Raw genomic sequence first — 13,053 nt, 5'->3', positions numbered from 1 at the left:
TCAGGCCGCTTTCAACAGCGCGTCGAGCTCGCCCTTGGCTTCGAGCGCGGCGAGGTCGTCGCTGCCCCCGACATGCTTTCCGTCGATAAAGATCTGCGGCACGGTGCGGCCTCCGTTCGCACGCTCGACCATCGCCTCGAATCCGGCGCGGTCCATCGTCACGTCGATTTCGTGGAATGCAGCACCCTTACGGTCGAGCAGCGCCTTGGCGCGCGCGCAAAAGCCGCAGAACCCCTTTGTATAGATTTCGATCTTTGCCATGCGGCTATCTCATCCTTTCGTCATGCATATCGGAATCAACGTCCGCAAAGTCAAATATGTTGCCTGTCATCAGCGCGTCGGGAACGACCCGCGCCCAGGTCAGCGCCGACACACGCGCGGCGCCGCTTCGCTGGAGAGCCTTGGCTGCCGCGCGCAGCGTCGCGCCGCTGGCATGAACATCGTCGATCAGCACCAGATGCCGGCCCGCCGCACGGAAGTTCGCCTGGGGTGCGAGAGCGAATGCGCCCGCGACGATGCGCGCCCTCTCGCGCCGGCCCTTGCCGCGGAGTGGGACGGTGGCCTTGCTTCGCACCAACAGATGATGGTCATGCGCCGCGCCGGTCAGGCGCGCCAGCGCATCGACGACGAGCGCCGCCTGGTTGAAACCCCGCGACCATAGCCGCCACCGGTGCAGCGGCACGGGAACGAGCACCATATTCTCGCTCGGCCCCAGCGTCGCCAGACGGCGCACCATGAACTGCGCCATCAACCGCGCATGGCCGGTGCGTCGTCCATATTTCAGCCTCAACGCAACGGTCCGCGCGACAGCGCCATAGGCCACCACCGAAGGCGCGCCGTCGAAGGGCGGCGCATCGGCCATGCACGCGCCACAGACCACGTCCTCGCCCGGCACGGCGGTGGGCAACGGAATCGAGCATCGCGCGCAGGCAGGACCGTCGAGAAAGTGCAGCGACGTCCAGCAGCCAAGGCAGAATTGCCGATCTTCGCCGACGATGACACCGCATCCTGGACAGCGGGGCGGCAATGCATAGTCGACGATTGTCCGCCCGACCTGCCGCGCGAGGCGAGAGAAACCGTGGCCGGCCGCACCCGGCGCGTCGATTTCGGCGTCCCCTGTTGCCGCGCTCATGCGAACACTTGTGAAGCATCGCGGGGGACGGCACAAGCGCGCGCATATGTCGCAGCCGCCCATGCTCTTTTCCTCTGCCCGTCACGCCGCGCAGCGCGACCGCATCGCCCGCTTGCCGGCGGACGCCAATTTCCTGGCGCCGATTATCGCCGAGACGCTGCGCGACCGGCTGGCGATGGTGACGCGCGAGTTTCCGCGCACATTGCTGATCGGCGTGCACGACGGGGCGCTGATCGATCACCTGCGGGCGAGCGGCACCGCGCTGACGATGCTCGAGGCGGGCCTCTCTCTCGCGGCGGCGACCGGCGCGCTCGTCGGCGAGGCCGATGCAATCGACCTGCCGTTCGCCAGCTTCGACCTGATCGTCTGGCCGGGCGGGCTCGACGCGGTGAACGATGTTCCCGGCGCGCTGATACGCATGCGTGCGCTGCTGGCGCCCGACGGACTGCTGCTCGGCGCGTTCGTCGGCGACGGCAGCCTCGCGCGTCAGCGCCGCGCCGTGATGGCGGAGGGGGTGCGATCGATCGCCCGGCTCCATCCGCAGATCGACCTCTCGGCGATGGGCAATCTGCTCCAGCGCACCGGTTTCGCGCTGCCGGTCGTCGACGTGGAGGCTCTGACCGTTCGCTATGGCAACTGGTTCGCGTTGGTGCGTGACCTGCGCGCAGCGGGATTGTCCTCGCGGCTCGCTCCGGCACCGCCGCCCCTGACCCGCGACGAATCGGCGCGAATCGCGGCCGCCTTTGCTGCGCAAGCCGATGCCGACGGCCGCGTCGCGGAAATTTTTCGCATCGTTCATTTCAGCGGCTGGGCGCCGCATCCGGATCAACCGCAACCCGCGCGGCGCGGCAGCGGCGTCACTTCGCTGGCCGAAGCGCTGAAGCCGAAAGACTAGATCAGCGCTTCGAGCAGGCCGATCAGCGGTTCGTCGGCGGGCGGCATCGCGAGGGCGTGCAATTCGACCGGCCGCACCCAGCGCAGCGCGCTCGCATGTTGTGCGGTCGGAGTGCCACGCCATTTGCGGCAGACAAAAAGCAACAGCAGCAAATGCTTGCCGTCCAGGCTATCGCTCGCGAAGCAGGCGGGAGCAAGGCAGCTATGGTCGACGTCGATCGCCAATTCTTCGCCTAGCTCGCGGATCAACGCTTGCTCCGGGGTCTCGCCGGGCTCGATCTTGCCGCCCGGAAACTCCCACAATCCAGCCATCGGCTTGCCCTCTGGCCGTTGCTGGACAAGCAACCGACCATCGCGATCGACAAGCGCCGCCGCGACGACCGTGAGCGTGGTTTTTGTAGCGATTCCGACGTCTGATCCGGACAAATTGTTAACCTTCCTGTGCGACCCTCGGAAGCCTCGGGAACTATAAACTTCAGTTAGGGGCGGAACAATGAACAAGTTTCATGGGCTGCTGCGGTCGACCAGGGCCGCGACAGCCGTCGAGTATGGGCTGATCCTAGCCCTGATATTTCTCGCGGCGGTCGTCGCGATCACGGCCGTCGGCACGTCGACCAACGTGATGTGGAATTCAGTATCGGACAATTCCGTCGCTGCGATGACACCCTAGGCGTCCTGAATCGGGACTCGAAAGAACCTGAAACGCAGGGGCCGACATTAAGATTTTCAAAACCAATTGTCCGTAACTTGCAGTTGTTGACCACGACCAGACCGTCAACAGGGTAAGTGATTGTCAGGAGACCAGACATGAAGTTCATCAAAAAGTTCGTTCGCGACACCAAGGCCGCGACCGCTATCGAATACGGCCTGATCGCCGCTCTGATCGCAGTTGCCGGCATCTCGGCCATGACTGCCGTTGGTAAGAGCGTCAGCACCACGTTCCAGACCGTCAACAACGGCCTGACCCCGTAATCTACGGGACAGATCAGCCCGCCTCGGCGGGCCGACGAAAAAAGGGCGGTGGATCATTCCACCGCCCTTTCTTTTTGTCCGCCGCGGCAGAGCCAGCCTATCTGGCCGCGTAAACGACGATCTTGACCTTTTGCCCGGACGTCAGACGGCTCGTCGCCGTCAGCCGGTTGAGCACCTGGAACCGTTCGGTCTGAAAATCGCTGTAGGCCATCCGCCGCGCGAGAGTCGCCACGCTGTCACCGCGGCCAACCGTTACCACATCGATCCGCCGCGGCTTGATCGCTGCCGCTTCGGCCGCGCTCAGCCGCCGAACGCTGTTGAACATCGGATTGAACACGCCCGCGCCGCCCGCCTGGGTCAGCGCGACGAAGTGAAATGCGCTGCTCCTTGAAAATTCATACGCAAAAACGGTCACATCGACCTGTCCCGACTGCGTGTTCGCGCGCGCAACGGAATAATAAGCGGGGATGCCGTTCACCGTCGTGCGTTGCAGGCTGCTGGGGCTCAGCGTGGCGTTGCCCGCCACCGCCTTGAAAGCCGCAGCGACATAGGCGTTCATGTCGCCGTCATAGGCTGCCGTCGTGAACTGCGCCTGCCCGCCGTTGCCGCTGACGACCACCGCCGTCGCGCCATTTTGCATGCCATAGCCGTTCGGCACCGCGAATTTCAGGCGAAGGTCGGGATGCAGGAATTCCCGTCCTTCGACGACACCTTGCGCGGGATCGTCCCCATAGAGAACGCCATCGACCGAGGCCAGGAACGCATCGGCGTTGCGGACGCCGCCAGCGCCAACCTTGGCCGCGAGCGTCTGCGCATTTTTGACACGCGAAGCGGGATCGGGGTGGGTGCTGGCCCATTCGGGGATCGACCGCGCGTCGCCGCCCGAAACCCGCGCCTCGAGATTGGTCTGGTTGGCAAGGCTCGCCAGCATCGTCGACAGCGCGAGCGGATCATATCCCGCTTTCTTCAGATACTGGACGCCAAGCTGGTCGGCCTCGAGCTCTTGGCTGCGCGAGAATCCCAGCGTCGCAAGCTGCGCCGCCTTCATCGCATTATTCTGGAGCAAGCCGCCCAGTCCGCCCAGCACGCCGCCATTGTCGCCGATCGCGCCTCCGATCACGGCGCCCAGCACGCCAAGGATCGTGTTGCGCGTCGCCGCCGACTGACGTTTCTTGCTGTGCTGTGCCGCGACGTGACCGACCTCATGCCCCAGCACGCCCGCCAGTTCGGCTTCGTCGTTCATCAGCGCCATCAGCTGCCGTGTGACATAGACATAGCCGCCCGGGATCGCGAAAGCGTTGTTCACCGGCGAGTTCAACAGCGTCACCGTGAAATCGCTTGGGCTTCGCGACAGACCCGACTGGACGGCAATATTCTGGCCGATCCGGTTCACATACGCCGCCTGCTGTCCTGCATAGACGCCGCCGAATTCCTGAACCAGCTGCGGATGCGCTTCATCGCCCTGCTTGCGCTCGGCGGGCGTGATGTTGGTCTGGGTCCGGATCGCTTTCAGCTGTGCGTCGGCCGCGCCCGTGAAGGCAATCCCGCCCAATGCCAGCGCGGCCGCCAGCCGTTTCCCTTGATTCTGCGTCATCGATACGCCTCCCACTTTTGCTTTGCGCACAGGGTATCCCCGAAACGCCACAAGGCAAGCCGCAGCTGGACGGCGGCCTGCGATATTTTCGGAATTTGAACGCGGTAAGGGTCGATCGGGTTCCGGCGTCTATGCGCGGCCCATCGCAAGGAACTTTTCCTCGCGCGCGGTCCGCAGAGCATCGCGCGGCAGGCCGGCGAGCGAATCCAGTTCCTGGGCAATCGCGTCGCCGAGCGACTGGATCGCCGCCTCGGGCGCGCGGTGCGCGCCGCCGACGGGCTCCGCGACGATCCGGTCGATAACCTTGAGGCCGAGCAGGTCCTGCGCCGACATCTTCATCGCCGTCGCGGCGTCGGCCGCCTTGTCCGATGTGCGCCACAGGATCGAGGCGCAGCCCTCGGGCGAAATGACCGAATAGACCGCATGTTCGAACATCAGCACGCGGTTCGCCGCGGCGAGCGCAATCGCGCCGCCCGATCCGCCTTCGCCCACGATCGCCGCCACCATGGGCACGCCGAGCGCGAGGCATTGCTCGGTCGAACGCGCGATCGCTTCGGCCTGGCCGCGCTCCTCGGCCTGGATGCCCGGAAAGGCCCCCGACGTGTCGACGAGCGTCACGACGGGAATGCCGAAGCGGTCGGCAAGCTGCATCAGGCGGATCGCCTTGCGATAGCCCTCGGGCTTCGCCATCCCGAAATTATGCTTCATGCGCGACGGGATATCGTCGCCCTTTTCGTGCCCGATCACCATCACGCGGCGACCGCGAAAGCGGGCAAGCCCGCCGAGGATCGCCTGATCGTCACCGAAATTCCGGTCGCCCGCGAGCGGCATCCAGTCATCGAACATATCGGCGACATAATGTTTGAAGTGCGGCCTATCCGGATGACGCGCGACCTGCGTCTTTTGCCAAGGCGTCAGCTTCGAATATATTTCCCGCAGCAATTTCGAGGACTTATCCTCCAATCGCGCTGTATCATTGTCGATATTAAGCGACGGATCGTCACCCATTTCGCGCAGTTCGGCAATCTGCCGATCGAGCGCTGCGACCTGTTTTTCGAAGTCCAGAAAGGCTGTCATGGTCGAGAGCGCTAGGACGAAGGCGCGTTGAGGTCAACGTCCTCCATCCGCGCGAGCGGATGACGCCGGTTGACCAGTTCGACGAGTCGGCGGCTATCGACATGCGTGTAGATTTCGGTCGTCGCGATATCGGCGTGGCCCAGCATCAACTGGAGCGCGCGCAGATCCGCACCGCCTTCGAGCAGGTGTGTAGCAAAGGCGTGGCGCAGCACGTGCGGGCTGATCGCCGCGGGGTCGATCCCGGAACGCGCGGCGAGTTCGCGGAGCATCTGGAACAGCCGCACGCGCGACAGATGCGCCTTTCCCGACGGAAACAGCCACGGCGACGTATCGGTCAGCAAAGGAAGCCAGCGATCGAGGGTTTCGCGCGAGCGTTCGGATAGCGGAACCAGCCGCTCCTTGTCGCCCTTGCCGCGGATGATCAGAAATTCGCGCCCGCCCGCCACCGCGCGGCGCGGCAACGACACAAGCTCGCTCGCGCGAAGCCCGGAGCCGTACAGCAGCTCAAGCAGCAGCAGCATGCGCACTGCATGGGCGGGCGGTGTCGCGCCGGCCGCTTCCTCGCCTGCCTGCGCGAACAGCCGCTCGACATCGTCATGCGTCAGGATACGCGGCAGCGGTCGCTGCGTCGCCGGGCGCGCAATGTCGAGCGCCGGGTTGTCGGTGCGGTCGCCCTCGTCGAGCAGAAAAGCAAAGAATTGCCGCAGCGCCGACAGCTTGCGCGCCGCGCTGCTCGCCGCCAGCGACCGATAATCCGCCATCAATTTGCGCAGATCGGCGGCATCGGCGTCGCCGAGCGTTCCGCGGACCATCTGGGCCGCCTGTTCGAGGTCGCGGCGATACGCCGCCAGCGTGTTGCGCGACGCGCCGCGCTCGGCCGCCATCATCTCGAGGAAACGGTCGATCAAAGATCCGTCAGGCACGCACCAGCGCTTCGGCGGCGATCATCCGCGCTTCGGAATCGAGGCCGACCTCGCGCAGCGCGCGGACGATATGATAGAGATGATAGGGCGGCAGTTTCGACCACTCACCCTGCATGCCCGCCGCCGCGAGAAGCGCGACCATGCCCGGTTCGCGTCGTTCGGCCGCCGCCTGAATGGCGCGCGTCCAGCGTGTCTGTTTGCCGAGGTTGAGATCGAGATCGCCTGCCGCCGATGCGGCCTGCGCTTCGTCGAGCCGGCCGAGCCCTGCGAGCCCTGCGACCAGAAACTTCGAACGCAGATATTCGGCGCTGTCATCGCTGCCCGAGAAAGTGCCGATATTTGCCGCGCTCATACCGTTGAGCGCGCGCGGCGAGCCAACGGCCAGTACGCCCCAGGCGCGGCTGCCGACAGTGATCTTGGGCGCCCACGTCATCGCATTATTGTCATAGCCGCCCGCGAGCATCGCACCGAGGAGCTGCCAGGGATCGGCGCCGACGTCGGTATTCGTCGGCAATCCGGCAGCGGCGCGCGCCGTCGCGACCATCGCGGCATAATGCTGGACCGGGTCGGGGCCCGCAGCCCACAAGCTCTGCATCGCGGCGTAGCGGTCGGCGCCCTTCGCGGCGCCAAAAGCATTGCGCAGCTGATCAATCTGGCCGGCGAGCGCTTCGGGCGCTTCCTCTTCGCTCCACGCGGCGCTGAGCAGCGATACATAGGCTTCGCTCGACAGCACGCCGCGCGCCGCCGCGTCGGGCGCCGCTGCGATGCGGTCGGCCATGTCGGTCATCGGCGCGAGGACGGTCCAGCCGCGCATATAGCCAGGCTCGGTCTTGCGCAACTCGGCGGGAATAGCGATGGCGGTCGCCGTCGCCATGCCAAAGCGCCAACTCGTCAGCTTGTCGACCTTGTTCCATTCGATCGTCGTCGAGCGGCGCCCGGCACCCGTCGCGCCGAGCACGCGCTCGGCCAGCAGGATGTCGAAATTGCTGATGCGGCCGCTCGACCGCACCCGGCCGATCGCCCAGCCTGCCGGGCCTGCATCGCCCGTCAATCCCGAGCAAATGCCCGCAGCAAGCCGCCATGATTGCTCCTCGCCATGCGACAAGCCGGCGGGAACATAGGGGCAGAGGCCCGCCGGATCGGCGTTCGCGAGGAAAGTCTGCTGTGCAACCTGGACGAGGCGCGGACTCGCCCGATCATAATCGACCGACTGGACGATCCAGCGTGCCGCGTTCGATTCGCCCATGCGCAGCAGCAATCCTGCACGGTCGGCGGCAAGGTCCGCGCCGTTGATCGTGTCAGGCGTATCGATCGCCGACGACAGCGCGCGGCGGACCAGAATCTGCCCCCAGCGCGAAGCGAGCGTGCCGTTCGTCTTGCGCATGATCGCCGCAGCATATTGACCGCGCACGCCAAACGCGTCGGGTGCAAGGCCGCCGGTTTCGGGCGTCAGCGGGCCAATGCGCGAAAGCAGGCGGCGCGCTCCTGGCGGCAGGTCGTATTTCAGGCCACCCGACGTTTCGCCTTCTTCGTCGGTGGCGTCTTCACCCTCTTCGCTGGCCACACTGCCCGTCGTCGGCACGGCCGATGGCGGTGCCACCCCCGACGGCGAACCGGGCGACGAAGGCGTCGGCGTTGGAGCGGAGGTGGGCGACGGCGTCGGCGACGCCTTGGGCGCCGGAGTTTCCGATGGATTGCCGAACCCTTCGGGAAGCAGCGATTCCTGCGCCAGCGCGGGCAGCACCAGCACGGCGGCCAAGGCGGTACCCGACAGGCCCAGCGTGAGCGTCAGCAATTTCTTCGTCATCGCGCGCCGCTTTCGGCGATCTTGTCGGTCACGTCCACCCATATCCTCTTTGCGCCGCAGCAAATCCCCGGTCGCGCAGCAAATTGATTGTCCCGCGCGCGTTGGCCGGTATAGCCGCGCCCAGCATGTCACGAAACCCGAAAAGCCCGGCTCCGGCCACCTCCGGGTCGATCCCCGCCGCCATCCGCGAGCGGTCGATCGTGCTCGTCGGGCTGATGGGATCGGGAAAATCGACGATCGGTCGCCGTCTGGCGCAGCGGCTCGGCATGGCTTTCGCCGATGCGGACGACGAGATCGAGCGCGCCGCGGGGATGACGATTTCCGACATTTTCGCCAAGTTTGGCGAACCGCATTTTCGCGACGGCGAGCGACGCGTCATCGCGCGGATGCTGGCGGGCAAGCCGCATGTCCTCGCGACCGGTGGCGGCGCGTTCATCAACGACGAAACGCGCACCCTGATCCTGCAGGAAAGCCTCTGCATCTGGCTCGACGCCGACATCCCGACGCTCGTCGAGCGAACGGCGCGCCGCAACCATCGCCCGCTGCTCAAGGGCCGCGATGCCAGCGAAGTGCTTCGCGAACTCGCCGCCGTGCGCAATCCCGTCTATGCCGAAGCGCATCTGCGCATCAGTTCGGCGTCGAGCCCGCACGATCATACGGTGCGCGCGATCATGGAGGCCCTTGCGACATGGAACAGCTGACCGTCGAGCTTGGCACCCGCAGCTACCCGATCCTGATCGGCGACGGGCTGCTGCGCGACATCGGCCGCCATGTAGCGCCGCTGTTAAAGCGGCCGCGCGTCATGATCGTGACCGACAGCCATGTCGCCGACCATTATCTGGTGGCGCTGGGCGCTTCGCTCGGGGCAGCGGATGTTTCCTTTTCCTCGCTCGTCCTGCCGGCCGGCGAAGGAACGAAGAGCTGGGCGGGGCTCGCGCGGCTGACCGAATGGCTGATCGGTGAAGGCATCGAACGCAGCGATCATGTCATTGCGCTGGGCGGCGGGGTGATCGGCGATCTCGTCGGTTTCGCGTGCAGTATCGTCAAACGCGGATGCCACTTCATCCAGGTGCCGACCACGTTGCTGGCACAGGTCGACAGCAGCGTCGGCGGCAAGACCGCGATCAATGTCGAGGCGGGCAAGAATCTCATCGGCGCTTTCCATCAACCGGCATTGGTCGTGATCGACCCGACGACGCTGGCCACATTGCCGCGGCGCGAACTCGGCGCGGGCTACGCCGAAGTCGTCAAATATGGTCTGATCGACGACGCCGACTTCTTCGACTGGTGCGAGGCCCATGGACTGGCCCTGCTCGAAGGCGACACCGCGGCGCGTCACAAGGCGATCGCGCACAGCGTCGCGGCCAAGGCCCGCATCGTCGCCGCCGACGAGCGCGAGACGCAGGATATCCGCGCGCTGCTAAATCTCGGCCACAGCTTCGGTCACGCGCTCGAGGCAGAGACGGGCTATTCGGAGCGGTTGCTTCACGGCGAAGCGGTCGCAGCGGGCATGGTCCTTGCACATCAATTTTCGGCGGCGAACGGGTTGTGCCCGGCGACCGACGCCGACCGCGTGCGCGACCATCTTGCCAGCGTCGACCTGCCGCACAGCCTTGCCAGCGCGGGCATCAACACCGGCGGCGCGGCCCTTGCGGCGCATATGGCGCACGACAAGAAAGTGCGGGGGGGCAAGCTGCCGCTGATCCTGACCCACGGCATTGGGCAAAGCTTCGTCACCGACGCCTATGGACTTGATACGGTAGCGGCGTTTCTCGACGGGCAGCGCGCCTGAGGATCGGAACGCTCAAGCCGCCTGCTCCGCTTCCTCGCGCGCCCTTTTCGCTGCCTGCCGCCGTTCGCGCAGCGCTTCGAGCACGCTCGACGCCTGGCGCCCGCCGCCGGCGACGAAGCGATGGTCCCGCCCCGCAGCGATATCGCCTTCGCTGATCTGCATGCCGAACCGTTCGGCGTCGAGCTGGCGCAGCGCCGACTCGACATCCTCGATCTCGCGCGGTTCGATCTCGAGCTGTTGCAGCGCCATCAGTCCAAGCGCGATCGAGCTTTCGAACACCTCGCGCACCGCGCCGACGGTGCCCGCACCATCGATCGCGAGCAGCTGGCGACGGTCGAACACGCGGGTCAGGACGCGCGCGTTCGGGAAGGCCGCGACGATCGGTGCGAGCGCGGCGGCGTCGATGCTGCGGTCGTCGGTGCAGAAAATGATCAGGCAGGCCTCTTCGGCGCCCGCGCGTCGCAGCACATCGATGCGCAGCCCGTCCCCGAAATAGACTTTGGTATCGAAGCGGCTCGACAGTTCGATCTGGCTCGGTTTCCGGTCGATCAGCGTTACCGAACAATCGACCGCGTGCAGCATCTGCGCGACGATCTGTCCGAACCGACCATAACCGATGACAAGCGCCGATCCGCGCGGTGCATTCTCGGGATCGTCCAGATCGGTGTCGGCGACGGGCGCAAATTCGAGGTTGCGCGCGAACAGCATCAGGAACGGCGTCGTCATCATCGACAGCGTCACCACCGCGCTGAACAGGCTCGCCGCCTCTGGCGCGACGAGCAGCGCGTCGGCCGCCTGGGTGAAGAGCAGAAAGCCGAATTCGCCGCCCTGGCTCAGCAGCAGGCCAAGGCCGAGGCACATGCTCCACGGCTTGCCGAACGCTCGCACAAGCAGCGTGAGCACAACCACTTTCACGGCGACCAGCCCGGCCGCGAGCGCGATTACTTGAAGCGGTTTCTGGACGACGACATTGACGTCGAGCACCATGCCGACCGCGAGGAAGAACAGCCCGAGCAGGACGAGGCGAAAGGGTTCGACGTCGGCTTCGATCTCGTGCCTGTAGGGCGAGTCCGCGAGCATCATGCCCGCGACAAACGCCCCGAGCGCAGTCGACAGGTGCAGGCTGTGCATGAACGCGGCGCTTGCGAGAACGGCGAGCAGCCCCACCACCACGAACAGTTCGCGCTCGCCATAACGCCCGACAAGCCGCAGCAGCGGATTGACGACGAAGCGGCCCGCAACGACCAGCACCGCGATCGCGCCCACGGTATAGAGCGCCATCTGCCAGCCGGGCGGTGCCGACGGATCGGCCGGCGCGCGCGATAGCGCCGCGATGATCGTGATCATCGGCACGATCGCGAGATCCTGGAACAGCAGAACCGAAAAGGCCTTTTCGCCAAATGGGGAATTGATCCGTCCCGAACTTTTGAGGCTGGGCAGAACCTGCGCGGTCGAGGACAGCGCGAGCGGCAGACCGAGTGCGAGCGAAGCCTGCCAGCTGAAGCCCAGAGTGACGAAGATCAGCGCGGCGAGGATGAAGCCGGTCACGACGACCTGCGCGAGTCCCAGCCCGAAGATCGCTTTGCGCAGATCCCACAATCGCCGGGGATGAAGTTCGAGACCGACGAGGAAGAGGAGGAAAGCGATGCCGATCTCGGCAAAGGCAAGCTTCGACTCGCCCCCGCCGACGAGGCCGAGCCCGTGCGGACCGACGAGCGCTCCCGCGATCAGATAGCCAAGCACGGCACCAAGGCCGAGGCGGCGGAAGATCAGCACGAACAGCGTCGCCACGCCGAGCAGGATCGCGCCTTCGAGCAGCGCAGCGTCGGACGCGGTCTCGGCGGCCGCTTCGGTTACCGCCGCGGCCAGCGCGAGCAGGGTCATGCTGCCGCCGCCTGTTCCTCAAGCGCCGCAATTGCGGCATCGAACGGCAGCAGGATCGCGCCATGCCGCGCGGGATAGTCGCGCGCCGGTGCCAGCAGATCGAATCCGGGCCATTGCGGCACCTCGCCCTCGCCCTTGAACCAGGCCGCCATGGCGTCGCGGGCGGACCGGATCGCGGCGAGTTCCTGTCCCGGCGCGTGGCGCGCGAGCAGCGCCGCCGACGCCTGACCCAGCGCGCAAGCCTCGACGTGCAACCCCACGCGGGCCACACGCCCGGCGGCGTCGGTATCGAGATCGAGGATGATCGCGCTGCCGCACAAGGGCGCGCGGGCGGACACGCGATGCCGCGCGGCGTCGATCGGCGGGAAATCAGCGGTCGCGACCGCGAGCGACAAAATGTCCCGATTATAGAGCGGCGCACTCATTTCGGCGCCGCCGCGGGCGCTGTCTCGTCCTCGCTCACGCGCGCTTCTTCGCGCCGCTCTGCGATCACTTTGCTCAGCGCCGAACTCGTCGCGTTGAGAGCGGGATAGGTGCGGCTGTCAGTTATCCACACCGGGCGCCGATTTGCGCCATAGCCGATGTCGTAGAGCAGCGAGACGAGCATGAAACCGATCGTCGCGATCATCAGCCCTTTTACCGCACCAAAGCCCGCGCCAAGCCCGCGGTCGAAACCGCCGACCAGCGATGCGCGGCTGCGGTGGCCCATCGCTCGCGATCCCCATTTGGCAAGCGCGAAGACGCCGCCGAACAGAACCACGAACGCAAGCACCGCCGCCCCGCCCGCGGTCCCGACCCAGCCGGTCAGAAAATCGGTGGCCATGCCATGGAAAAAGCGCACGGCGGCGATGGCAAGCACCCAGGCGAGCAGGCTCGTCACTTCCTGCACAAGGCCGCGCGAAAATCCGAGGATCGCGCTGCCGCCAATCAGCGTCAGCACGAGAATATCCATTGCCGTCAAACTACCCATAAGGGCGA

The 13,053-nt window shown here is 66.0% G+C and carries 15 protein-coding genes; 5 read left to right on the top strand and 10 right to left on the bottom strand.

Features of this window, described 5'->3' with window-relative positions; all coding sequences use genetic code 11:
* Entirely contained in the window at nt 1–261 is a 261-nt protein-coding gene (gene grxC / locus ACO055_RS17940) for a glutaredoxin 3 (protein WP_422060204.1), read from the bottom strand.
* A gap of 4 nt (nt 262–265) precedes the next feature.
* Nucleotides 266–1,132: a double zinc ribbon domain-containing protein gene (locus ACO055_RS17935; RefSeq protein WP_422060203.1), complete on the bottom strand. Its 867-nt coding sequence runs from the start codon at nt 1,130–1,132 to the stop codon at nt 266–268.
* A gap of 46 nt (nt 1,133–1,178) precedes the next feature.
* Here ACO055_RS17935 and ACO055_RS17930 point away from each other — a divergent pair, with 46 nt between their 5' ends.
* A complete protein-coding gene (locus ACO055_RS17930) occupies nt 1,179–2,027 on the top strand; it encodes a methyltransferase domain-containing protein (protein ID WP_422060202.1) in 849 nt (282 codons plus the stop codon).
* Here the strand turns inward: ACO055_RS17930 and ACO055_RS17925 are convergent.
* The gene (locus ACO055_RS17925; RefSeq protein ID WP_422060201.1) at nt 2,024–2,452 is read right to left on the bottom strand and encodes a (deoxy)nucleoside triphosphate pyrophosphohydrolase; all 429 of its coding nucleotides are present in this window, start codon (nt 2,450–2,452) and stop codon (nt 2,024–2,026) included. The genes ACO055_RS17930 and ACO055_RS17925 overlap by 4 nt on opposite strands.
* Nucleotides 2,453–2,519: 67 nt before the next feature.
* Here ACO055_RS17925 and ACO055_RS17920 point away from each other — a divergent pair, with 67 nt between their 5' ends.
* Nucleotides 2,520–2,696 carry a Flp family type IVb pilin gene (locus tag ACO055_RS17920; RefSeq protein ID WP_422060200.1) on the top strand — a complete coding sequence of 59 codons (177 nt, stop codon included), beginning with the start codon at nt 2,520–2,522 and terminating at the stop codon, nt 2,694–2,696.
* Nucleotides 2,697–2,833: 137 nt separating this feature from the next.
* The gene (locus ACO055_RS17915) at nt 2,834–2,998 is read left to right on the top strand and encodes a Flp family type IVb pilin (protein WP_422060199.1); all 165 of its coding nucleotides are present in this window, start codon (nt 2,834–2,836) and stop codon (nt 2,996–2,998) included.
* Nucleotides 2,999–3,095: 97 nt separating this feature from the next.
* On the opposite strand, the gene ACO055_RS17910 is transcribed toward ACO055_RS17915, so the two are convergent.
* The 4 genes from ACO055_RS17910 to ACO055_RS17895 all read right to left on the bottom strand — a co-directional run bounded on the left by ACO055_RS17910 (nt 3,096) and on the right by ACO055_RS17895 (nt 8,399).
* Nucleotides 3,096–4,592: a M48 family metalloprotease gene (locus ACO055_RS17910; protein WP_422060198.1), complete on the bottom strand. Its 1,497-nt coding sequence runs from the start codon at nt 4,590–4,592 to the stop codon at nt 3,096–3,098.
* Between the two features lie 129 nt (nt 4,593–4,721).
* Nucleotides 4,722–5,669 carry an acetyl-CoA carboxylase carboxyltransferase subunit alpha gene (locus ACO055_RS17905; protein ID WP_422060197.1) on the bottom strand — a complete coding sequence of 316 codons (948 nt, stop codon included), beginning with the start codon at nt 5,667–5,669 and terminating at the stop codon, nt 4,722–4,724.
* Between the two features lie 11 nt (nt 5,670–5,680).
* Nucleotides 5,681–6,556: a tyrosine recombinase gene (locus ACO055_RS17900; RefSeq protein WP_422062492.1), complete on the bottom strand. Its 876-nt coding sequence runs from the start codon at nt 6,554–6,556 to the stop codon at nt 5,681–5,683.
* Between the two features lie 28 nt (nt 6,557–6,584).
* Nucleotides 6,585–8,399: a hypothetical protein gene (locus ACO055_RS17895; RefSeq protein WP_422060196.1), complete on the bottom strand. Its 1,815-nt coding sequence runs from the start codon at nt 8,397–8,399 to the stop codon at nt 6,585–6,587.
* A gap of 125 nt (nt 8,400–8,524) precedes the next feature.
* Here ACO055_RS17895 and ACO055_RS17890 point away from each other — a divergent pair, with 125 nt between their 5' ends.
* Both ACO055_RS17890 and aroB read left to right on the top strand, forming a co-directional pair.
* Nucleotides 8,525–9,100, top strand: coding sequence for a shikimate kinase (locus ACO055_RS17890; protein WP_422060195.1), 576 nt, complete (start codon nt 8,525–8,527; stop codon nt 9,098–9,100).
* Nucleotides 9,088–10,191: a 3-dehydroquinate synthase gene (aroB, locus tag ACO055_RS17885; protein WP_422060194.1), complete on the top strand. Its 1,104-nt coding sequence runs from the start codon at nt 9,088–9,090 to the stop codon at nt 10,189–10,191. The genes ACO055_RS17890 and aroB overlap by 13 nt, the downstream gene beginning before the upstream one ends.
* A 12-nt stretch (nt 10,192–10,203) precedes the next feature.
* Here aroB and ACO055_RS17880 read toward each other — a convergent pair whose 3' ends face one another.
* Genes ACO055_RS17880 through ACO055_RS17870 form a run of 3 tightly spaced genes read right to left on the bottom strand, consistent with a single transcriptional unit; the run spans nt 10,204 to nt 13,045 of the window.
* Nucleotides 10,204–12,075, bottom strand: coding sequence for a cation:proton antiporter (locus ACO055_RS17880; protein ID WP_422060193.1), 1,872 nt, complete (start codon nt 12,073–12,075; stop codon nt 10,204–10,206).
* Nucleotides 12,072–12,500, bottom strand: a complete 429-nt coding sequence (locus ACO055_RS17875; RefSeq protein WP_422060192.1) for an iron-sulfur cluster assembly scaffold protein — start codon at nt 12,498–12,500, stop codon at nt 12,072–12,074. The genes ACO055_RS17880 and ACO055_RS17875 overlap by 4 nt, the downstream gene beginning before the upstream one ends.
* Nucleotides 12,497–13,045 (bottom strand): CvpA family protein, encoded by a 549-nt coding sequence (locus ACO055_RS17870; RefSeq protein ID WP_422060191.1) that lies wholly within the window; start codon nt 13,043–13,045, stop codon nt 12,497–12,499. The genes ACO055_RS17875 and ACO055_RS17870 overlap by 4 nt, the downstream gene beginning before the upstream one ends.
* Nucleotides 13,046–13,053 lie beyond the last annotated feature (8 nt).

The sequence above is a fragment of the Sphingopyxis sp. genome, from assembly GCF_965227415.1.
GTDB lineage: Bacteria > Pseudomonadota > Alphaproteobacteria > Sphingomonadales > Sphingomonadaceae > Sphingopyxis.
Note: the sequence above shows the minus strand (reverse complement) of the source record. Positions and strands in the feature narration are given on the sequence as shown.